Below are 20,858 nucleotides of genomic sequence, written 5' to 3' on the forward strand. Positions count from 1 at the left end.
CCGTGGGTCAGCGGCGGCCCATCCAGGCCTCCAGCGGCCATCGGCGGCGGCCGCTGTGCCGTGCGGCGACCAGCGCCACCAACCACAGCATCAGGCAGAACAGCACGGTCGCCACCGTCGTCGCGGCGATCGACCATCCCGCACCAGACAACAGTGCGAGGCACAGCAGGCTGTGCCCGACATATAGCGTCAAGGTGCGCTGCCCGAGCGGACTGAACCAGCCACACCAGGGCGCCCTGCCGCCCGCCGACGCGAGCGACAGCGCCGCCCCATAGCAGGCCGCCACCGGCAGGGCGATGAGGTCGCCGAGCGTGTCAATCCATGGGCGCAACGCGTCCGAAGGGCTTGTCAGGGCGCAGCCCACACCGTAGACGACGCTCAGCGCCAGCAGTGGCGGACCACAGCGCCGCAGGAACTGCCAAAGCGCCCTGCGCCAGCGGCGGTGGGTCAGCAGCCGCAAGCGGGCCGCAGCCACGCCGCACGCCATGCACAGGTACGTCACAGGCCCCGCCAGCAGCACAGACACAGCCAGACTGGTGGCGTAGGACACGGCATTGAGCTGCAGGAACGGCCACGCGCCCTGGACGGTCGCGAGCGATGGCGCGTCGGCTGGAGCGGCATCGACGCTGGTCCCCACGAAGACCCACAGCGACACCAGCTTTGCCAGCAACGCCCAGCCGAGCGCGCGCCAGAGGTGGCGGCGCAGGGCGCCCCAGGGCAGGTGCAGGCGCTGCAGCAGCCGCCCTCCGACCAGCGCGTACAGCGTCAGGATGTCGCCGAAATAGACGAAGACGCCGTGCAGGATGCCCAGTTGCAGCAAGCGGCGCTGGCGCACCCTGCCCCGGCGCAGCGCCTCGGGCCGGCTGCGCCCGCGGGTGGCCAGCCAGAGCGACATGCCGAACACGAAGGCCAGCATCGCATAGCCCTTGCCCTGCAACAGGGCGCCCACAAGTCCCTGGGTGGCGGCGGCCCAGGCACTGTCCTGCGGCGTGCGCTCGCCGAGGATCGGGCCCCAGGGCGCCACGGCGTAGCCGATGGCGTTCACCACCATCACGGAGACCATGGCGATGGCGCGCAGTGCGTCGGGGAGTTCCTGACGGGAATGCGGTGCGCTCACCGGACAACCTCCGTGCTTCGCACTGCGGTGCGAGCTTGCTTGGGGCGGCCCGGCGCGGCGCTCACCGGACAACCTCCGTGCTTCGCACTGCGGTGCGAGCTTGCTTGGGGCGGCCCGGCGCGGCGCTCATGGGGCGCGTGCGGCTATGCGGCGCTGGCCGCGAAGTCCCGCAGCGCCGCCCCGTGCAGGCGGTAGCGCACCCATTCACTTTGCGGCCTGGCACCGATGGATGTATAGAAGTCGATCGCCGGCTGGTTCCAGTCCAGCACGCTCCACTCGAAGCGGCCACAGCCCTCCTCTACCGCGATCACCGCCAGGTGCTGCAGCAGCCGCTTGCCGGCGCCCTGCCCGCGCGCGCCGGGCAGCACGAACAGGTCTTCCAGGTACAGGCCCTTCCTGGCCTGCCAGGTCGAGTAGTTGAAGAAGTAGACGGCGAAGCCGACGGCCTGGCCGTCCTGTTCGCAGATCAGCGCGCGCGACGGGCTGCCGGGGCCGAACAGGCTGCCGGCAATCGTTTCGGCCGTGGCCTCGACCTGGTCTTCGGCCTTCTCGTAGATCGCCAGTTCGCGGATGAAGTGCAGGATCAGCGCGGCGTCTGCGGCGCTGGCGGGGCGGATGGAAATCGTCACTTGGGGGCGCCTTCTTGTGGTGCGTGATCAGCTGTCGGGTGCAGAACAGGTCGGCGTGCATGCCGGCGCGCACGAAGACCAGTCCGCTTTCGTTTGGTCGGTCAATCAGCAGGAAGTCGCCTCCGATGTGGCACTCGCGGTGATCGGCCCCTTCGCCCTTGAGCGCATGGGCCAGCCACTCGGCACCCAGCGGTGCGTCACCCGCAAATGCTCACTGCTTCGGAATCTTCGCCTTGGCGATCACCTCGCCCCAGCGCTTGATCTCGCCGGCCAGTTGCGTGCTCAGCTGCTCCGGCGTGCTGCCCTGGGCCACCAGGTTCAGGTCGAGCAGCTTCTTCTTCACCTCGGGCAGCGCCAGTGCGGCGTTGATGTCCTTGTTCAGCCGGTCAACCACCGCTTTGGGCGTGCCGGCCGGCACGGCCAGGCCGTTCCACGACGCGACGTTGAAGCCCGCCAGGCCGCCACCGGTCTCACGCACTGCGGGCACGCCCGGCAACTGCTGCGCGCGCTTGTCGCCGAGCACGGCCAGCGGGCGCAGCGTCTTGCCGGTGATCTGCGTCATCAGCGGGCCGAGGATGTCGACCATGGCGTCGAGCTGCCCGCCGCGCAGCGCGGTGATCACGGGCGGCGTGCCGTTGAAGGGCACGACCTGCGCCTCGATGCCGGCCGTGCTCTTGAACAGCTCGGCCGCCAGGTTCTGCGTGGTGCCGATGTTGGGCGTGCCGATGTTGAGCTTGCCGGGGTTGGCCTTGGCGTAGGCCACCAGTTCGGCCAGCGTCTTGAAGCGGCTGTCATCGGCCACGACGATGGCCAGGTCGAAGGTGGCCAGCATCGAGACCGGCGTGAAGTCCTTCACCGTGTCGAACGGCAGCGAGCCGAACAGCGCTGCGCTGACCGCCGTGCCGCTGGACACCAGCAGCAGCGTGTGGCCATCGGCCGCCGCGCGCGCCACCATCTCGCCGGCCACCACGCCACCGGCGCTGGGCCGGTTGTCGATGACCACGCTCTGGCCCAGGGTCTTGCCCATCTCCTGGCCGACCGTGCGCGCCGTCAGGTCGGCCGCGCCACCGGCGGCGTTGGGCACGACCAGGCGCAGCGGCTTGGAGGGGAAGGCCTGGGCGGCAGCGATGCCCGGCAGCAGCGATGCCGCCGCGGTGGCGGCAGTGGCGGCCAGGAGTTCTCGTTTGGTCCACATGGTGTTTGTCCCTTCGCTGTTGATGGCTCGCTCTTGCTGCGCGTGGCGGGCGATTGTGGCGCCGACCTCGAGCTTGCCAGCGCCCGAAACACTTTCGTACAACAGCGGCAGACGCGGCCGGTCGGCCCAGGCCCTCAGCGCACCACGCCCAGCAGTTTGTCCAGCAGCTCCGGCTGCGCCCGCAGCTCGGCCGCCGTGCCGCTGTGCACTACCGTGCCCCGATCCAGCACGGCCGCCACGTCGGAGACCGCCAGGATCGCCTGCGGATGCTGCTCCACGATGATGGCCGACAGGCCCTCCTCGCGCGTGATGCGGCGGATGGCCTTCAGCAGTTCCTCCACGATGATGGGCGCCAGGCCCTCCAGCGGCTCATCGAGCAGCAAGAGGCGCGGGTTCAGCACCAGCGCGCGGCCCACGGCCAACATCTGCTGCTCGCCACCCGACAGCTGCGTGCCCAGGTTGGTCTTGCGCTCGGCCAGGCGCGGAAACATCTGGTAGACCCGCTCGGGCGTCCACGCCGGCAGGCCGGCGCGGGCCGGGCGCTTCACTGCCGTCAGGTTCTCGTGCACGGTCAGCGACTTGAAGATGTTGCGCTCTTGCGGCACCCAGCCGATGCCGATGGCCGCGCGCTCGTGCGAGGGCAGCTTGTGCAGCGCCACACCGCCCAAAGTGATGCTGCCGCCGTGCTGGCGCGTGGCGCCGGCCAGCGTGTTCATGAACGTGGTCTTGCCGGTGCCGTTGCGGCCCAGCAGGGCCAGGGTCTGGCCTTCGGGCAGCGTCAGGTTCACACCGGTCAGCACCACCGCCTCGCCGTAGCCCGCGCTCAGGTTCTCGACCTTCAACAACTCAGCCATGTGAAGTGACCCCCACGCTTGCGGCTGGCGCCGTGGCGCTGCCTCCCGAGGGGGCCCTCGCGCCCAGGGGCGGCCCGTCGCCGCTCGCCTCCTCTCCATGACCGAGGTACACCGCCTTCACTTGCGGATCGTTGGCGATCTCGTCCGGCGTGCCCTCGGTCAGCAGCGCGCCGTTGACCAGCACGGTGATGCGCTTGGCGAAGTCGAACACCAGGTCCATGTCGTGCTCGATCAGCAGCACCGACACATCGGCCGGCAGCGCGGCCACGGTCTGCAGCAGCTCCTCGCGCTCACCGGGGGGCACACCGGCCACGGGCTCGTCCAGCAGCAGCACGCGCGGCTCGCAGGCCAGCGCGATGGCGATCTCCAGCAGCCGGCGCTTGCCGTAGGCCAGCAGCTCGGTGCGCTGGTCCATCACGTCGGTCAGGTGGAACTGCGCCAGCAGCTCGGCGCAGCGCTCGGCCACTCCATCCTGCGTGCCCAGGCGCTGCCACCAGCGCGTGCCGATGCCGCGCTGCTGCGAGACCACCAGCGCCAATGTCTGCAGCGGCGTCATGGTGTTGAACAGCTGGTTGATCTGGAAGGTGCGCACCATGCCGCGGCGCACGCGCTGGTGCGGCGCCATGCGGGTGATGTCTTCGCCCTCCAGCACGATGCGGCCTTCGGACGGCTCCAGCATGCCGGTGAGCAGGTTGATGAGCGTGGTCTTGCCCGCGCCGTTGGGGCCGATCAGCGCGTGGCGCGCGCCCTGCTCCAGGTTCAGCGTGACGTTGCTGGTGGCGGTGATGCCGCCGAAGCGCTTCACCAGGTTCTGCGCGGAGAGAACGACCTTTGCCATCAGGTGCCTCTCTTTCCAAACCAGGTCCAGGGCCGGATCAGCCGCTCGCGCCCCACCAGCACCAGCACGACCAGAAACAGGCCCAGCCAGAACGTCCAGTACTGCGGCGTGATGGACGACAGCATGTCGTGCATCAGCTTGAACACGATGGCGCCCACCACGCCGCCATACAGCCAGCCCGTGCCGCCGATGATGAGGATCAGCATCACGTCGGCCGAGCGGTGGAACTCGAACACGTCGAGCGAGGCAAAGCCGGTCGTCTGCGCCAGCAGCGCGCCGGCCGCACCGGCCAGCGCGGCCGCCACCGTGTAGGCCACGACGATGCGGCCATGCACCGGGATGCCGATGGCGCCCGCGCGCAGCCGGTTGTCGCGGATCGCCTTGAGCGTGGCGCCGAGCGGCGAATGCACGAGCCGCCGCCCCAGCAGGAACATCAGCAGCAACACGGTGAGTGAATAGAACGCCGCCGTGCGCCCGTACAGGTCGAACTCGAAGCGGCCCAAGAGCGGCCCCATCACCACACCTTGCAGGCCATCGGCGCCGCCGGTCAACCAGTCCAACTTGTTGGCCAGCTCCATCAGGATGAGGCCGACGCCGAGCGTGACCATCAGCCGCGTGAGGTCGGTGCCGCGCATGACGGTGAACGAACACAGAGCACCCAGCACCGTGGACGTGGCGATGCCGACCGCCAGGCCGACCAGCGGGTCGGGCATCACATGCTTGGCGAACAGCGCCGCCGAATACGCCCCCATGCCGAAGAAGGCTGCATGGCCGAGCGAGACGATGCCGATGTAGCCGAGCACCAAGTCCAGCGAGACCGCGAACAGCGCGACGATGGCAATCTCGTTGACCATCAACGCATGGCTGGGCGCCAGCAGGGGCACGGCAAAGGCCAGCAGCCACAGCACCGGCTCCCATGGCTTCCAGCGGCTGGCGCTCAGGATGGAAGTGCGAGCGTTCATGTTGATTCCTCTGTGCTGCGCACTGCGGTGCGAGCGTCTTCGAGCGGCAGGGCGACGCGCATCATTTGCCCCCCTTGCGCACGAACAGACCTTGCGGCCGCCAGATCAGGATGGCGATCATCAGGCTGTAGACGATGAAGGCCCCCATCTTGGGGATGTAGTACTTGCCCGCCACATCGGCCACGCCCAGCAGCAGCGCGGCCAGCAGCGGCCCGGTGATCGACGAGGTGCCGCCCACCGCCACCACGATCAAAAAATACACCATGAACTTGAGCGGGAACTGCGGGTCCAGCCCCAGCACCTCGGCCCCCAGCGCCCCGCCCAGCCCCGCCAGGCCCGAGCCCACGGCGAAGGTCGAGAGAAACACCATGTTCACGTTGATGCCCAGCCCTGCCGCCACGCGCTGGTCGTCCACACTGGCGCGCAGCCGGCTGCCGAAGCGCGTGCGCGCGAGGATGAACTGCAGCGCCACCGTCAGCGCCGCGCACACGACGATGATGAACAGCCGGTAGTGGCCCATGCCCAGCGTCCACGCGCCGCTGCCGATCTCGGTGCGGCCCTTGAGCCAATCGGGCAGCTGCATGTTCTGCTGCGTGGAGCCGATGAAGTAATCGACCCCCGCCACCGCCATGAACACCAGGCCGATGGAGAACAGCACCTGGTCCAGGTGCGGGCGGTGGTAGAGCGGCCGGTAGAGCGTGCGCTCCAGCAGCGCGCCCAGCGCAGCCGAGACGACAAAGGCCATGGGCAACGCCGCCAGGAACGGCCAGCCCGCGCGCTGCATCAGCAGCACCGTGGTGTAGCCGCCCACCATGGCAAACGCCCCGTGCGCCAGGTTGATGAAGTTCATCAAGCCCATGGTCACGGCCAGCCCTACGGCCAGGATGAACAGCAGCATGCCGTAAGCGATGCCGTCGAAGAGGATGGTGAGCATGTGGAGGGTGGTTTGCCAAGGAGCCCGTCACGCCAGCGCTAGCGCGGAACCGGCTCTGCCGGGCCGCTGGTAGCGCCCCCCGCAAGGGGGTTGGCGGAGCGACGCGAAGTGCGCGCAGACTGGGGGTGGGCTCTTACTTTGTCTTGCCCGGGTCCTTCACATCCTTGATGACGTCGAACTCCATGTTCCACAGCTGCCCGTCCTTGCGCTCGACCTTGCGCAGGTAGATGTCCTGCACGATGTCGCGCGTCTGCGCGTCGATGAAGATCTTGCCGCGCGGGCTTTCGAAGATCTGGCCCTTCATGGCGGCCAGCAGCGCATCGCCGCCGCCCTGCCCCTTGGTGGCCTTCAGCGCCTCGTAGATCACGCGCATGCCGTCATAGCCGCCGACGGCCATGAAGTTGGGCCGCAGGTTCTTGTTGGCCTTCTGGAACGCGTCGACGAACTTCTTGTTCATCTCCGACGGGTGCGCTGTCGAATAGTGGTGCGAGGTGACCACGCCCAGCGCGCCGTCGCCCATGTCGTTCAGCTGGTCGTCGTCGGTTACGTCGCCGGTGCCGATCAGCCGGATGCCGGCCTTGTCCATGCCGCGCTCGACGAACTGCTTCATCACCGCCGCGCCCGCACCCGAGGGCACGAACACGAACAGCGCGTCGGGCTTCAGGTCGCGCACCTTTTGCAGAAACGGCGCGAAGTCGGGGTTGCGCAGCGGCACGCGCAGCGACTCGACGATCTTGCCGCCGTTGAAGGTCAGGCGCTGGTTGAAGAACTTCTCCGCATCGATGCCGGGGCCGTAGTCGGACACCAGCGTCACCACGTTCTTGATGCCGTTCTTGGGCGCCCAGTCGGCCAGCGCGACGGATGCCTGCGGCAGCGTGAAGCTGGTGCGCACGATGTAGGGCGAGGCCTCGGTGATGCTCGACGTGGCGGCCGCCATGACCACCAGCGGCGTCTTCGATTGGGTGGCCAAAGGCGCCACGGCCATGGCCGAAGGCGTGATGCCCATGCCGGCCAGCACGTTGACCTTGTCGTTGACGATCAGCTCCTGCGCCAGGCGGCGCGTCTGGTCCGGCAGGCTGGTGTCGTCCTTGATGATCAACTGCACCTTCTTGCCGGCCACGGTGTCGCCGTTCTGCGCCATGTACAGGCGCGCGGCCGCTTCGATCTGGCGGCCGGTGGTGGCCTGCTGGCCCGTCATGGGCAGCACCAGGCCGATCTTGAACACGTTGTCCTGCGCCAGCGCGGGCGAGAAAGCGGCCATGCCAGACAGGCCCGTGGCCAGGGCGGCCAGCACGGCACGTCGAGAGGTGTTGAAACGCATGCGGTCATCTCCTTGGGTTGTGAATGTCTCGGATCGATCGGCGTGGCGCCCGGCGCCGGGGGGCCACTGTAACGGGAAGTAAGGGCTCGGCATGTCAGCCTCGACCCTGTATCAACTGCACGCCCGGCATGCGCTGGCCCTCGGGCGCGGCCATGGCCTTGCGCAGGTTGCGCTGCGCCAGCCGTGAGTGTTCTCGCAAGATGGATTCGGCCCGCGCGCCCTCGCGCCGCTCGATCGCGTCCAGCACCTGGCGGTGCTGATCCTGCGCCACGATCAGCATGTCGCGCGCCTGCGGCGAATTGGCCTGCTGCACGACAAAGCCCGAGGGCGAGGCGAACGGCAGCCGCACCACGCGCTCCAGCTCGCGCGCAATCACCTCGCTGCCGGGCATCGCGTGCAGCAGGTGGTGAAAGCGGCCGTTGCAGCCCACATAGCGCTCGAAGTCCGCGTCGTTCAGCGCCGGCGCGCGCAGCACCGCGTCGATCTCGTCCAGGCAGGCATGCGCCTGCTGCTGCAGCGCCGCCGGCACGCCGCGCTCGGCCGCCAGGCGCGCGGCCAGGCCCTCCAGCGTGCCGCGCAGTTCGATGGCGTCGGCCACCTCGCGCTCGGAAAACACGCGCACCGCATAGCCGCCGCCGGGCAGTGCCTGCAGCAGGCCCTCCTGCTCCAGCCGCATCAGCGCGGCGCGGATCGGCGTGCGCGAGACGCCCACCTTGTCGACGATGGCCAACTCGGCGATGCGCCCGCCGGCCGGCAGCTCGCCAGCCAGGATCAGTTCGCGCAGGCGCAGCTGTGCCTTGACCGCTTGCGAGCTGGCGGCTTCCACGGGATCCATTGCCTTGATCATGGACAATGTATACATTGAAAGCCATGAACGGCGCAATACGGGTCATTTCTAGGTGTTCATCGGGTATTTTGGTATACATTCACTCTCAAACAAACCCACGGAGCCGACTCATGTTCCCGCGCAATACCTGGTACGTCGCCTGCACGCCCGACGAAATCGACGAGAAGCCGCTGGGCCGCCAGATCTGCGGCGAGCACATCGTGTTCTACCGGGCGGCCGACGGCCAGGTCGCGGCGCTGGAGGATTTCTGCCCGCACCGCGGCGCGCGCTTGTCGCTGGGCAGCGTGTGCGAGGGGCAGTTGGTCTGCGGCTACCACGGCCTGGTGATGGGCTGCGACGGCAAGACCGTCTCCATGCCCGGCCAGCGCGTGGGCGGGTTCCCGAAGATCCGCAACTACCCGGTGGTCGAGCGCTACGGCTTCATCTGGGTCTGGACGGGCGACGCCACCCTGGCCGACCCGGCCACCATCCACCACCTTGAATGGGCCGACCACCCCGAGTGGGCCTACGGCGGCGGCCTGTACCACGTGGCCTGTGACTACCGGTTGATGGTCGACAACCTCATGGACCTCACGCACGAGACCTACGTGCACAGCACCAGCATCGGCCAGAAAGAGATCGACGAGACGCCAGTCTCCACCAAGACCGAGGGCGACCAGGTCGTCACGCGCCGCACCATGGAAGGTGTCATGGCCCCGCCCTTCTGGCGCGCCAACCTGCGCGGCAACCACCTGCCCGACGACCAGCCGGTGGACCGCTGGCAGGTCTGCCGCTTCACGCCCCCTGGGCACATCATGATCGAGGTCGGCGTGGCGCTGGCCGGCAAGGGCGGCATCGATGCGCCGGCCGACCAGAAGGTCTACAGCATCGTGGTCGACTTCCTGACGCCCGAGACCGAGACCTCGATGTGGTACTTCTGGGGCATGGCGCGCAACTTCAACGTGAAGGACCGGGCACTGACGGCGCAGATCCGCGACGGCCAGGCCAGGGTGTTCGCCGAAGACATGGCCGTGCTGGAAGCGCAGCAGCGCAACCTCTCGCTACAGCCCACGCGCAAGCTGCTGATGCTGAACATCGATGCCGGTGGCGTGCAGTCGCGGCGCATGCTGGACAAGATGGTGGCGGCCGAGCAGGCTGCTTCGACGCCGGCAACACAGGCGGCATGATATGAACAAGCCCCCACGCTCATCGCTCCGCGTATCGCTGCCCCCCGAGGGGGCGCTTCAGTGCCTTCGGGCGGCCGGGCGGCACTGAAATGGACACGCTCACCGTCAAAGTCCTGCGCAAGACCGTCGAAGCGCAGGACATCGCCAGCTTCGAACTCGCCCGCGTCGATGGCGCGACGCTGCCGGCGTTCAGCGCCGGCTCGCACATCGACGTGCAGATCCCCGGCGGGCTCACACGCCAGTATTCGCTGTGCAACGACGACAACGAATCGCACCGCTACCGTATCGCCGTGCTGCGCGATGCAGGCTCGCGCGGCGGCTCGGTCGGCATGCACGACCAGGTGAGTGAGGGCGACGTGCTGACCATCAGCACGCCGCGCAACCACTTCCCGCTGGTGCGGGCCGAGCGCACGCTGCTGCTGGCCGGCGGCATCGGCGTCACGCCGCTGCTCTGCATGGCGCAGCGGCTGGCCGCCGTGGGCGCAGATTTCGAACTGCACTACTGCACGCGCTCGCCCGAGCGCACGGCGTTCCGCGACGAGATCGCCGCGTCACGCTTTGCCGACCGCGTGCACTTCCACCATGACGACGGCGATGCTGCGCAGAAGCTCGACGCCGCCAGTCTGCTGGCCGCGCCGAACGCGGGTACGCACCTCTACATCTGCGGCCCGACCGGCTTCATCAACCACATCGTCGGCACAACGCAGGCGCAGGGCTGGGACAAGGCCCATGTGCACCTCGAGTACTTCGGCGCCGCGCCGCAGGACACGGCCAGCGACGGATCGTTCGAGGTGCGTATCGCCAGCAGCGGCAAGAGCTACACCGTCGCCAAGGACCAGAGCGTCGTGCAGGCCCTGCTGCCGCACGGCATCGAGATCCTGACCTCGTGCGAGCAAGGCGTGTGCGGCACCTGCATCACGCGCGTGCTCGAAGGCGAATGCGAGCACCGCGACCTGTACTTCACGGACGATGAAAAAGCCGCGAACGACCAGTTCACACCGTGCTGTTCGCGGGCAAAGTCGGCAGTGTTGGTGCTGGATTTGTAAGCAGCGCTTCGGCGAGCCGCAGGCACGCCGCAGAATGCCGGGCCTGGACCAGAAGGAGCTTGCATTGCCGCCACCCCAACGCTTTCGCCGCCGCCCCGATCGCCCCGTGACAGCCATCCGCCTGCCGCTGGATTGCGACGGCCTGCGCTACCGCAAGTGGGGCGCCGACCAGCACGGCAAACCCGGTGACTGGCTGGTCGACAACGCGGGCGATGTCTACACCGTCGATGCTGCGTCGTTCGAGCGCACCTACCGCGCCGTCGGCGCAGGGGCCTACGTGAAGACCACGCCGATCTGGGCCTCGCGGGCGGAGGCAGCCGGCAGCGTCGCCACCAAGGAAGGCCGCACGCACTACGCGGCCGGCGACTACCTCGCCTCCAACCTCGAAGACGGATCGGACGCCTACGCGATCGCGGCAGAGACGTTCGAATCGATGTACGAGCCGGACCGCTGACGCCAGATCAGCTCACCGCGCGCACAACCCCTCTCCCCGCACGAACGCTTTCGCCGCCAGCACGTCCGCCACCTTGTAGGGCGGGCACACACTCGCGTCGCGGAAGGCGCCCGCCTGCACCAGCGGCGTGGTGTGGCTGGGCAGGAAAGTCTGCAGCGGCAGGATGGAGCGCACCTGGATGCCGGCACGCATCAGCGCCAACGCGACCAGCTTGACGTCGTCCAGCGGCACCGGCGTGCCGAACCAGACCGCGTTGGTCGCGTCCGGCAGCAGCGCGGCGCGCACGCGCATCGTGAAGCCCAGGCGTTCCAGCGCAGCGCGCACGCGCTGCTGGTCCACGTCCTTGGTCCAGATCTCCAGCGTCATGCCGCGGCGGCGGGCGGCGCCCTCGGCACCGGTGCTGCGCACAAGAGTTTGGATGGCGTCGTTGGCCTGCACCGCGTTGTCGTACAGCCAGTTCTCGTTGCCGCCCGCCCAGCCGTAGTCGGACAGCAGCGTCAACTGCGCCAGGCGTTGCTGCGCGTCCTGCGCGGCGGCGCTGGCCTTGGCCTCGGCCTCCTTCGCGCGGGCCAGCGCGGTGGCCAGTTCGGTGGCCGAGCCCTCGGCCCGCTGGCGGGCGGCCTCGGCCACCTCGCGCGCGGCATCGGCCGCCCGGCGCGCCTCGTCCACCTCGCCCAGCGCCCGGTTGGCCAGCACGGCCGAATACACCGCCACGATGGCCAGCAGGCTGACGACCGCCAGCGCCGAGGCGATCCACCGCTTGGCGCGGCGCTGGCGTGCCTGGTCTTCCCGTTGGCGCGCCTGCTCGGCCTGCTGGTCTGCGGCCTTGCGCGATGCCTCGGCCTGCTGCTGCGCCCGCCGCGTATCGCGCGCGCGGCGCACCACCTCGACCACGCGGTCGTGGATCAGCTCGATGCGCGGCACGTTGCCGGCCGGGTCCACGCGCAACAACCGGTGCACCGAGGTCAGCCGGTCCAGTTGCTCGGTGCTGATGAAGCCCTGCGCAATCGCGTCATCGCGCGCATAGCTGCCGCGCGAACGGCCCTGCACGAGGTGGTCTTCGATGAAGTGGCGCACACCTTCGGGCATGCCCTGCATCGCCTCGTCGAAGAAGTCCTCAATGATGTTGGGCCCGGCCGTGCGCAGCAACTCGCCGTCGATGCGCTGACTGTTCTGGCGCCGGCGGTTCAGCTGCGTGCAGCACAGGCTCAGCATGACCGGCTCGACCAAGGCCTCGCTGCTGCCGGCCGGCCCGCTGGCCACGAAATCGACAATGGCCTCGGCCGCGCCCTCGGCCAGCACGGCGTGGCCCGCGCCGCTGACAGCCTCGACCGCCTGCGCGCGCGTCATCGGCAAGAGCCGCATGGACTGGCGCAGCAGCGAGGGCAGGCGCGGCTCCCAGGCGCGCAGGTCGGGCAGGTAGTCCTCGCGGAAGCTCAGCACGATGCGGTAGCGGCAGCGGATCGCGTCCAGCGCGGCCAGCGCTGCCTTGTCGGAGGCGATGGCCGACGGGATGCGGTTCTCCACCAGATCGCCCAGGCCGTCGAACACCGCGCTCGATGCCGGCTGCCCGCCCGTTCGCGAAAACACCTCCTCGAACTGGTCGATCACCAGCACGGGCGTCATCAGGTGGTTGTCGTCGGTCCACAGCTCGAAGTCGGGCCGGTGCAGGTATTGCCACAGCGTCTCGCCAGGGTGCGGCGCCACGCGCTCCAACCCGGCCGCCTCGGTGGCTGCCAGCAGCAGTTGCAGAAGCTGGTCCCACGGGCTGGTGGTCGAGGCGAAATCGAGCCGCGCATGGACGGGCAGGAAGCCGCGCGCGCGCAGCCGCGGGAAGGCGCCTGCCAGCAGCAGCGAGCTTTTGCCCAGTCCCGACTTGCCATACAGGCTCACGACCGCGTGGCCCTCGATCAGGTCGGTGAGCTGGGCCGCCTCCTGGTCGCGGCCTTTGAACCAGGCTTGCGACGCCTCGTCGTAGGGCGCCAGGCCCGGCCAGGGCCGCTGCGCGCTCAGCACCGGGGCGGCGGCGTCGGCGGGAATGGTCGTGGAGCTGGTGGCGGCCATGGCCATCACGCGGTTGCCCGCGCCGGGTTGCGCGCATCGCGCAGCAGCTGCTTGAGCTTGTGCAGAGTGGCGCCGTCGGGCACGCCGCCAGGCGCGTGGCCGAAGTGCAGGTGGCCCCAGTCGACCACGGCGCCGGCATAGCGCGCGGGGTCGTAGGTCTCGTCGACCACCAGCGGCACGACGAAGGGCCGGTTCAACCCGCGCTCGCGTTCGCGCGCCTCGCGCCATTCGCGGAAGACGAAGGCCTCTTCACGCTGCAACGCCGCCTGCGAGAGCAGCGGCAAGAAGTAGCGGCACGACGACACGCCGCCCATGATCTCGCGCGCGAAATCCTCCCCCGGCTCGATGGCGCCACGGTCGAACCAGATCTCGCCCTCGCCGCAGCCCAGGCTGCGCAGTGCGTCCACCAGCTTCTGCGCAGCGGGCGCATCGGTGACGCGCGAGTAGCTGACGAAGAACACGGCGCCGTGCGGCACCTCGGGCACCGGCGCGGCAATGGTCATCGTCGGCACCACCGGGGCGGCCTGGCGCTCGGCCATCCAGCGGCGGTGCAGCTCGTCGACAAAGGCGGTGGGCGATTGCAGTTCCAGGCATTCGGTGTCTTCGCTGAAGTACTTCAGGAAGCTGGCCAGCTCGTCATCGGCCCGGGCGCCGCGCGGTGCCTCGACCAGCCATTCGTGGCGCGTCTTCTCGGACAACCGGTCCTTGTTGGTCAGCCGCAGGAAGAAGCGGCCCAGCCAGTCCGGCAGGCCGCAGCCCAGCATCAACAAACTGCGGTCCTGCAGCGCGCGCAGGAAGTTGACGGGCACATTGCCGCCACGCGCCATGACGTTGTGCGCGTACTCCAGCACGTCCTCGTCGTGGATGGCGTAGACGGGCGCCGGCCGCGCGCGGCCGAACATGTAGAGCACCCAGGCCTGGTCACCGCCCTGCCCGCCGCCTTGCCCGCTCCACAGCTCAGGCAGGTCGCGCCATTCGTTGGTCGGCAGCTTGGGCGCGTGCACCACCTCGCCCACCTGGTGCGGCCCGCGCAGTGTGCGCAGGGCGCTGGCCATCAGGCCGTCGCAGGTCATGCAGACGAACAGACGGAAGTCGCTGATCTCGGCCAGCTGGCGCAGCGGCTTGGGCAGCCCTTGCGGGTCCTTGGCCAGCTCGTCCATCAGGTCGGCGACATCGACATACAACGCCTGCGCCTTGGCCGTGCGGCTGCCCAGCAGGTGCGAGACGGCGGCGTTCAACTCGCGGAACGGGCGCAGCACCGGGCGCTCAGCCGCAGGCACGGCGTGCAGGTCGAGCAGCCGCTCGGCCAGAACGCGCTGCGCGGTGGAGCTTCCGTCCGGATCGGCCAGCAGTTGCGGGCCGATGACGGGCACCACGTAGCCATCGCGGATCTGGCGCAGCAAACGCCTCCAGTCGCTTTCGGTCATTCAGTCCGTCCTTGTGGCCTGGGCCATCGCGCGGGCCTGCATGCGGGCTTCGTACTGCTCGGCAGCCCGCTTCTCGGCTTTGGACACCCAGCGCTTTTCGACCCAGCGGTGCAGCACGAACCGGGCCTGGTCGAGCAGCGTCTCCCAGTTGTTGCGGGCCGGCACGCGGCGCTGCAGGTCGGCGATCAACGGTTCGATCTCGTCCAGGGCCTGCGCCAGCCGGCCCAGTGCCAGCGCCTGGTACAGATCCAGCTCGATGCGGCAGGCCACCAGCCAGAAGTTGGCGCCGCCGGCAATCTGCGCTTCCACCTCGGTGCGCACGGCCGCCATGGACGCCACGAAGCCGGCGCATTCTTCGCGCCGCTGCAGGCCGACCAGCCGGGCCGCCAGGCCGTTGATGGCCGGGTAGTACAGCTGCGGGTGCTGCTGTGCGCTGGCCAACTGCTCACTCAGGCCATAGGCCTGCGCCATGTCGCGCAGTGCCTTGCGCTCGGCCGCGGCAGCCTGGATGTGCTGCCGGCGTGCCCGGTCCCTCTGTGCACCATCGGCCGCCGTCTCCGCCCAGGACTTCTCCAACGCGCAGGCCCTCCGCTCGAGCATGGCCAGTCGCTTGCACGCCGAGCCGGCGAGCGAATGGCGCTCGATGCTGGGCTGCATGCGCACCAGCGCGCCCAGGTCGGCCAGCGCTGCGGCAATATCGGTGCGCGCGGTGGCCAGAGTGGCGCGCGCAGCGGCCGGCTCCGGCCAGGTGCCGGCGGCATCGGCCTTCAGTGCCTCGACCCGCTTCCACGCGCGGCGTGCGTGCTGGTTGGCCAGCTGCTCGGCCGTGCGCAGCGATGCGCCGCCATCGTTGGCCGCCACGGCACGCTCGTACCAGTCGATGCCCGCATCGTTCAGCCCGTTGGCGATGAAGGCGGTGCCGATGGCCTCGGCCACGGCCCCCTGGCGGCCCCACACCGGGCCGAAGCGCTCTGCCAGATGGCCGACATGCGCCTGCTGCTCGGCGCGGTCCACATGCTCGAAGCGGGCGTCGACCGTCAGCTTCTCCAGCGCGATCAGCAGGCCCTGCGCCGACGAGATGCCGCTGTACAGCGCCTGCAGCTCTTGATGGGTCGAGGTCTTGCGCGCAGCGGGCTGGGCGCGGCCATGCAGGCGCCAGTCCGGGTCGCCATAGCACTGGTAGGCGGCCCAGGTGTTGCTGTCCTTGTGCGCGCGCCAGGTCTCTTCACGCGCATGCCCCACCGCATCGCTGAAGGTGCTGCCCGCAAGCAGATGCGTGTAGAAGACCTGCGCGAACTGCTCGGCCGGGTCGTCGTCCACAGCCCAGCCGGCGGCCACGACGCAGCGCACGCCGATGCGGATCAGCGCCTCGGCAGTGCTGGCGGCAAACGCGCTGCGGTTGAACGGGTCGGGCCGCGCGCCCAGCTGCTCGTCCGGGAACTTCGCCAGGTGGCAGCAGTTGACGAACACCAGCTCGGGCACGGCGCGCATCTGCCCGATCTCGCTCGGCCCCAGGGTGGTGTCGCCGGACAACACGACGCCGCCGCTGCCTCCCTCCTCGCCATGCGCGGCCACGTGCAGGATGCGGTAGGGCCTGTCCATCACCGCGTTGACGACGGCCGTGGCGTCGGCGCCCAACAGTTCGAAGGTGTGGTCCGCGCCCACGCGGTCGTGGTCGCGCATCAGGCTGGCCACCTGCCGCGCCTCGCGCAGCGCGCCGGGCAGCCGGCCATAGCGCGGGCTGCAGGCGGGCTCGCCGATGACCAGCACATCGGCGTGCCGGCCGGCGTCGCGCACAGCGTCGCGGTAGCTGCTGGTCGCCAGCTTGCGGATCAACCGGCTGCGCACGCCCCAGGGCACGGACTCGCCGGCCGCATCCGGCTCGGGCGCCGTGTCCAGCAGTTCCCAGGGCACGACGGCGGTGCCCTGGTCCACCTCCAGCAGCATCTGCGTGCGCCCGGCCAGGAAGGGCTCGATCTCCAGCGGCACCAGCAGCTGGAACAGCGTGCGCCCGATCTGCGTGCCGCCGTCGTGCGCGTTCGAGGCGCGCTTGAGCATCTCCATCAGCAGTTGCGACTGCGCGCGCACGGCCCGCACTTCGGTGCGGGCGCGCTTGGTGTCCAGCCGGAACTGGATCGCGGTGGCCGCTGGTGCGCCGGGCGTGCCGTCGGCACCGGGCTTGCTCGCCGCCTGCCCATCCTGGCCCAGCGAGGTGATGGAGATGAAGTCGTGCTTGGTGCCACGGTAGGCGGAATCGACCTGCCGACGCAGCGACGCCTCGCCCGCCTCGATCGTCGACGTGATCAGCAGCTCGCCCGGCCGCGCCGTGGCGTGCACCTGCAGGCCACGCCAGGCCTCGGCCGCACGCTCCAGGTACAGCTCGACCAGCCGCAGGTGCGCCACATGGGGCCAGGCGCCGCGCTGCAGGCGGCCGTTGAGTCGCGCGATGCGGGCATTGGCGGCCCGCACGCCGTTGGCGATGGCGCGCGCCGCGTTGCCGGGCTGAAAGCCGATGCCGCCGCTGCCCATCAGCACCGCCGCCAGCGCGATGCCGCCCGGCTGGCCCGTTGCATCCACGGGCGGGGGCCGGTCGCCGGCCACTGAGGCCTCCGCCAGGCGCTCGGTCCAGGCCAGCACGCCCTGGCAGACGGACTCGGCCAGCAGCGCCTCGGTCAGGCCGCCCTCTGGCCCCAGGCCGATCACGACCACGCCCTCGGGCTGCGGCAGCAATGCGTCATGCCGGGGCAGTGCCGTGTTGCGAAAGATCTGCGCCATGCCCGCCTCTTGCGGATAGCGGCCGACCTCCAGCGCGTTGGCCATCACGCCGCCCACCATGTCGTCCACCGCCAGCGCGGCGCCAGACAGGCGCGAGGCCGTGTAGTGCCCCACCAGCAGCGGCTGACGCACGAAGGCCAGGTTGCCATTGACGACGGTGATGCGCAGCGCAGCCGGCATGCCCTGGGGGGTGGCCGGCAGGCCCGCGCCGCGCGTGGAGACGGACACCACCTGCGCCGCATCGGCCGGACGCGCGAGCGTGAGCTGCCCGCGCGAGGGGCGGCTGTGCGCGCGCTCGACGGCCCCGGCCCCGATGCCGACGCCAGTCGCTTGGCTGCCACGTGGCGCGGTGGCCGACAGCCGGTCCAGCCGCGTGGTCTCACCGTGGACCAGCAGGTCCAGATAGGCGCCAAAGGCCTCCTGGCGCTGCGGCAACGCGCCGTGCTCGGCGTCCACCGCCCAGGTGGGCACGCCCGGCAGGCAGGCCTGCGCCAGCGTGACGCGGCCGTCGCCACCTTCCGGCGCGTCCACGTAGACGAAACCCTCGGGCGCCCACGTGAACCCATCGGGCGTGAACGGCGCGCGGCCCACCACCAGGGCCAGCCGGTCGGCCCAGCGCGGCAGGTCGGTAGTGCACTGCGCGTCGAGCCGCTGTCGCAACGCCACGGCCTGCGCCAGCACGGCCTGGCTAGGCAAGCCCCATTCGTACGCGCTGACCTGGGTGTCGCCGGCCTCCGTCGTGTGCACGTTGCGGTGCCACCAGCTGGCGCTGCGCACGCGGGCCACGTCGTCTTCGCCGAGCTTGGCCCAGACCTTGGGGTCGGCCAGGTTCAGCGACGGGTCCAGCAGCCCGGCCTGCAGTTGCAGGAAGCCGGGGAACTGCGCCATCAGGTTGCGCGCCGCGTGGTCGCGAAACGGTGCGCCCAGCGCCGCCAGCGTGTTGCCCAGTGGGTCGTCACCGCTGAGCACCTGCATCGGCGCCCACGAGCCGGCGTTCGGCGTGCCCAGCATCAGCAGCCGGCCGCCCGCGCGGGCGATGACCTGGTCCCAGACCGGCTTGCATTCCAGCGCCATGGTGCGTACCAGCAGCCCGCCCATGGAGTGGGCGAGGAAGCACACCGGCTGGCCGCTGGCAGCCCGCGCGTTCAGCGCCGCCTGGACGTGCCCGCCCAGGCGGCGCGCCTCTTCCTCCAACGGCCGGCGCCAGTCGAAGCCGAAGGGGATGACCTCGTGCGTCTCGCGCAGAAACTCCACCAGCGCGTCGTAGTAGTCGCCGATCGGCCCATCGTCCACCACGTCGGTCTGGCCTGGGGCATAGGCCAGCCGATCGAGCCCGCCCAGCACGCGCCAGCCCAGCCAGACACGCTGGCCGCCCACCTTCAGATGGCTGCCCAGGATGCCCGGCAGCACGAAGACGGCCGGCTTGTCCGGCTGCGGCGCCGCAGCCCGCGCGGCGGCACGGCTGCCGGTAGGGCTCTGGCCAGCCCAGGAGAGCGGGCCGATCGGCGCGAAGCCGGCTGGCGCGTCCTGCACCAGCGCATCGACCACCGCATCGGCCGTGCGCCGGTTCAGGAAATACGCGAAGTGCGTGGTGCCACCACTCTGGTCCAGCAGATAGCTGGCACCGTCGCGCCGCGGCGTGCCGCCGTACATCGAACTGGTCTGCACGACGATGTCGTTGTCTGTCCAGTAGAAGGCGTCGGCCACCAGGGTCTTGAGCCAGGTGCCCAGGGAGTCGCCCTCACGGTCGCCGGCCACCACGCGCAGATCGCCGGGAATGGCTTCGCGCGCGTCGTTCAGCCACTGCACCAGCGGGTTGTGCGGCGTCATCGCGGCCAGGCCTGGCAGCGTCTCGGGGTCGAAGCGTTCGCGCGCCACGGCGCTGAGGAACTCCACCAGCGACGGCACCACCGCCACACCGGCCAACTGCAGCGACCACTGCAGCACCGACAGATAGGCATCGAGCCGGCGCGAGGCCAGCAGCGTGCCGCGCGCCGGGCAGGCCACGCGCACCACGCGCTCGACCGTCACCTGCCGCTCGGCCACAGCATCGGCCAGCGCCTGCAACTGCGTGCGCTGGTGGTGGTAGTCGTCGCCGGCAAAGGCAGCCAAATCCTGCAGCGTGAGCTTGGTGGCCGCCACGCGCGCCAGCACCTCGGCCACCAGGCCGCCGCGCGAGTGCGTGGCCAGGTGCAGCGCCACCGGCACGCCCTTGGGCAGCGCCTGCACGAGCATCAATGCGTTGTCGATGGGGCTGGCGCCCAGGGTGGCGTGGTCCAGCGCGTAGACCTGCCCCGCGTAGTGCGAGAAGAGATCGGCCACACGCTGCGGGTGCTGGGCCCACAGCTTGCCGAAGGTGCCGTCGGTGCTCGAGAACGTGCCGTGCAGCAGCACCAGCACCGGCCGGCCGCCGACCGGCGGCGCGACGGCCACGGGCGCCGCGCCGGGCCGGGTCGCGGCGGCCAGCGCCGGTGTCAGCCGGTAGACGCCGGGCGCGACGTTGCCATCGATGCGCGCTGCAATCTGCGTGGCCGTCCACTCGGCGGCGTCGCGCCCGGTGAACAGGTCGGTCACGACTTCGATGGCCTTCAGCGCAATCTTGCCGACCAGGCCCGCACTGCGCGCGGTGGCGGCGGTCGGCTCCAGCCCGCGCCACTGCAGCGTGGCCGGCACCTGCACTTCATCGGGTTCCGGTGCGCTGCGCGTTGCGCTGCGCGACAAGGGTTGGTCGCCGGACTGGGCCAGCAGCAGATCGCGCGCGTTGTGCGGGTGCAGCACCAGCGTGGGGCCACCTTCCACGTGCAGCACGACGACGTCCTGGCCCGGCCGAGCCCCGATGCGCACCGTCTGGCCCGCATCGCGGCGCGCGGCCACCTCGACCAGGGCCGTGCGGCGCCCGGGCAGGTTCGACGCCCACGCATCTGCACGCGCAGCGCCACGTGCTGTTGCGGCCTGCGCGGGGACGACGAAGGTGATCTCGCGAGTGCTTGCATCCGCCATGGCTGAAGTCCTTGTAGGTGTCGCCGCGCGGCCCGCTGCAGGCCGCCTGACGGTGCAAGCCACGGGCCTGGCCCCTCCCTCGCGCGGCAACGCATGGTATGCAGGCGGCTGCACGGTTACAAGCGTGGCAACCGCAGGGCCGCAGCCCAGCGTTCGCACTTGTGCGGATGCGGCCCAGCCACCGGCCGGCCACGTAACGAATTGCCGCAGCACAAGGTGCGCGCCTTGA

15 protein-coding genes and 1 pseudogene are annotated in these 20,858 nt (G+C 70.1%); 3 read left to right on the forward strand and 13 right to left on the reverse strand.

Translation table 11 applies throughout. The annotated features are described in order from the left end of the window. Positions 1-7: 7 nt before the first annotated feature. The 10 genes and pseudogenes from AC099J_RS20215 to AC099J_RS20260 all read right to left on the reverse strand — a co-directional run bounded on the left by AC099J_RS20215 (position 8) and on the right by AC099J_RS20260 (position 8,697). The gene (locus AC099J_RS20215) at positions 8-1,117 is read right to left on the reverse strand and encodes a DUF418 domain-containing protein (RefSeq protein WP_479617057.1); all 1,110 of its coding nucleotides are present in this window, start codon (positions 1,115-1,117) and stop codon (positions 8-10) included. 143 nt (positions 1,118-1,260) lie between these two features. Beyond that, positions 1,261-1,746 (reverse strand): N-acetyltransferase family protein, encoded by a 486-nt coding sequence (locus AC099J_RS20220; protein WP_479617058.1) that lies wholly within the window; start codon positions 1,744-1,746, stop codon positions 1,261-1,263. A gap of 55 nt (positions 1,747-1,801) precedes the next feature. After that, positions 1,802-1,936 (reverse strand): annotated as a pseudogene (locus AC099J_RS20225) (type II toxin-antitoxin system YafQ family toxin); the annotation flags it as partial. 21 nt (positions 1,937-1,957) lie between these two features. After that, complete coding sequence (locus tag AC099J_RS20230) at positions 1,958-2,941, reverse strand: Bug family tripartite tricarboxylate transporter substrate binding protein (protein ID WP_479617059.1); 984 nt, start codon at positions 2,939-2,941, stop codon at positions 1,958-1,960. Positions 2,942-3,075: 134 nt separating this feature from the next. Further along, positions 3,076-3,795, reverse strand: coding sequence for an ABC transporter ATP-binding protein (locus tag AC099J_RS20235; RefSeq protein ID WP_479617060.1), 720 nt, complete (start codon positions 3,793-3,795; stop codon positions 3,076-3,078). After that, positions 3,788-4,633, reverse strand: coding sequence for an ABC transporter ATP-binding protein (locus AC099J_RS20240; RefSeq protein ID WP_479617061.1), 846 nt, complete (start codon positions 4,631-4,633; stop codon positions 3,788-3,790). The genes AC099J_RS20235 and AC099J_RS20240 overlap by 8 nt, the downstream gene beginning before the upstream one ends. After that, positions 4,633-5,595, reverse strand: a complete 963-nt coding sequence (locus AC099J_RS20245) for a branched-chain amino acid ABC transporter permease (RefSeq protein WP_479617062.1) — start codon at positions 5,593-5,595, stop codon at positions 4,633-4,635. Before AC099J_RS20245 ends, AC099J_RS20240 begins: the two co-directional genes overlap by 1 nt. Before the next feature lie 61 nt (positions 5,596-5,656). Then, positions 5,657-6,529, reverse strand: a complete 873-nt coding sequence (locus AC099J_RS20250) for a branched-chain amino acid ABC transporter permease (RefSeq protein ID WP_479617063.1) — start codon at positions 6,527-6,529, stop codon at positions 5,657-5,659. 133 nt (positions 6,530-6,662) lie between these two features. After that, the gene (locus AC099J_RS20255) at positions 6,663-7,850 is read right to left on the reverse strand and encodes an ABC transporter substrate-binding protein (RefSeq protein WP_479617064.1); all 1,188 of its coding nucleotides are present in this window, start codon (positions 7,848-7,850) and stop codon (positions 6,663-6,665) included. A gap of 94 nt (positions 7,851-7,944) precedes the next feature. After that, positions 7,945-8,697, reverse strand: coding sequence for a GntR family transcriptional regulator (locus tag AC099J_RS20260; RefSeq protein ID WP_479617065.1), 753 nt, complete (start codon positions 8,695-8,697; stop codon positions 7,945-7,947). A 110-nt stretch (positions 8,698-8,807) separates the two neighbouring features. Between AC099J_RS20260 and AC099J_RS20265 the strand changes: the two genes are divergently transcribed. From AC099J_RS20265 to AC099J_RS20275, 3 genes are all read left to right on the forward strand, one after another. Continuing rightward, positions 8,808-9,863 (forward strand): aromatic ring-hydroxylating dioxygenase subunit alpha, encoded by a 1,056-nt coding sequence (locus tag AC099J_RS20265; RefSeq protein ID WP_479617066.1) that lies wholly within the window; start codon positions 8,808-8,810, stop codon positions 9,861-9,863. An 89-nt stretch (positions 9,864-9,952) separates the two neighbouring features. After that, a complete protein-coding gene (locus AC099J_RS20270; RefSeq protein ID WP_479617067.1) occupies positions 9,953-10,909 on the forward strand; it encodes a PDR/VanB family oxidoreductase in 957 nt (318 codons plus the stop codon). Between the two features lie 106 nt (positions 10,910-11,015). Next, a complete protein-coding gene (locus AC099J_RS20275) occupies positions 11,016-11,363 on the forward strand; it encodes a hypothetical protein (RefSeq protein WP_479617068.1) in 348 nt (115 codons plus the stop codon). Positions 11,364-11,375: 12 nt separating this feature from the next. Here the strand turns inward: AC099J_RS20275 and AC099J_RS20280 are convergent, their stop codons facing one another. The 3 genes from AC099J_RS20280 to AC099J_RS20290 are packed head-to-tail and all read right to left on the reverse strand — an operon-like array spanning position 11,376 to position 20,629. Continuing rightward, positions 11,376-13,427, reverse strand: a complete 2,052-nt coding sequence (locus tag AC099J_RS20280) for an nSTAND1 domain-containing NTPase (protein ID WP_479617069.1) — start codon at positions 13,425-13,427, stop codon at positions 11,376-11,378. 5 nt (positions 13,428-13,432) lie between these two features. Further along, positions 13,433-14,854 (reverse strand): toll/interleukin-1 receptor domain-containing protein, encoded by a 1,422-nt coding sequence (locus tag AC099J_RS20285; RefSeq protein WP_479617070.1) that lies wholly within the window; start codon positions 14,852-14,854, stop codon positions 13,433-13,435. Further along, complete coding sequence (locus AC099J_RS20290; protein ID WP_479617071.1) at positions 14,855-20,629, reverse strand: DUF7379 domain-containing protein; 5,775 nt, start codon at positions 20,627-20,629, stop codon at positions 14,855-14,857. It lies immediately after the preceding gene. Between the last annotated feature and the right edge of the window lie 229 nt (positions 20,630-20,858).

It is taken from the genome of Rhodoferax sp. RT4P68 (genome assembly GCF_056521305.1).

What these genes read in the sequence shown, in the direction of transcription:
- AC099J_RS20230 (WP_479617059.1), bottom strand. Translation starts at nt 2,941, where the DNA reads ATGTGGACCAAACGAGAACTCCTGGCCGCCACTGCCGCCACCGCGGCG.
- AC099J_RS20235 (WP_479617060.1), bottom strand. Translation starts at nt 3,795, where the DNA reads ATGGCTGAGTTGTTGAAGGTCGAGAACCTGAGCGCGGGCTACGGCGAG.
- AC099J_RS20240 (WP_479617061.1), bottom strand. Translation starts at nt 4,633, where the DNA reads ATGGCAAAGGTCGTTCTCTCCGCGCAGAACCTGGTGAAGCGCTTCGGC.
- AC099J_RS20245 (WP_479617062.1), bottom strand. Translation starts at nt 5,595, where the DNA reads ATGAACGCTCGCACTTCCATCCTGAGCGCCAGCCGCTGGAAGCCATGG.
- AC099J_RS20250 (WP_479617063.1), bottom strand. Translation starts at nt 6,529, where the DNA reads ATGCTCACCATCCTCTTCGACGGCATCGCTTACGGCATGCTGCTGTTC.
- AC099J_RS20255 (WP_479617064.1), bottom strand. Translation starts at nt 7,850, where the DNA reads ATGCGTTTCAACACCTCTCGACGTGCCGTGCTGGCCGCCCTGGCCACG.
- AC099J_RS20260 (WP_479617065.1), bottom strand. Translation starts at nt 8,697, where the DNA reads ATGATCAAGGCAATGGATCCCGTGGAAGCCGCCAGCTCGCAAGCGGTC.
- AC099J_RS20265 (WP_479617066.1), top strand. Translation starts at nt 8,808, where the DNA reads ATGTTCCCGCGCAATACCTGGTACGTCGCCTGCACGCCCGACGAAATC.
- AC099J_RS20270 (WP_479617067.1), top strand. Translation starts at nt 9,953, where the DNA reads ATGGACACGCTCACCGTCAAAGTCCTGCGCAAGACCGTCGAAGCGCAG.
- AC099J_RS20280 (WP_479617069.1), bottom strand. Translation starts at nt 13,427, where the DNA reads ATGGCCGCCACCAGCTCCACGACCATTCCCGCCGACGCCGCCGCCCCG.
- AC099J_RS20285 (WP_479617070.1), bottom strand. Translation starts at nt 14,854, where the DNA reads ATGACCGAAAGCGACTGGAGGCGTTTGCTGCGCCAGATCCGCGATGGC.
- AC099J_RS20290 (WP_479617071.1), bottom strand. Translation starts at nt 20,629, where the DNA reads ATGGCGGATGCAAGCACTCGCGAGATCACCTTCGTCGTCCCCGCGCAG.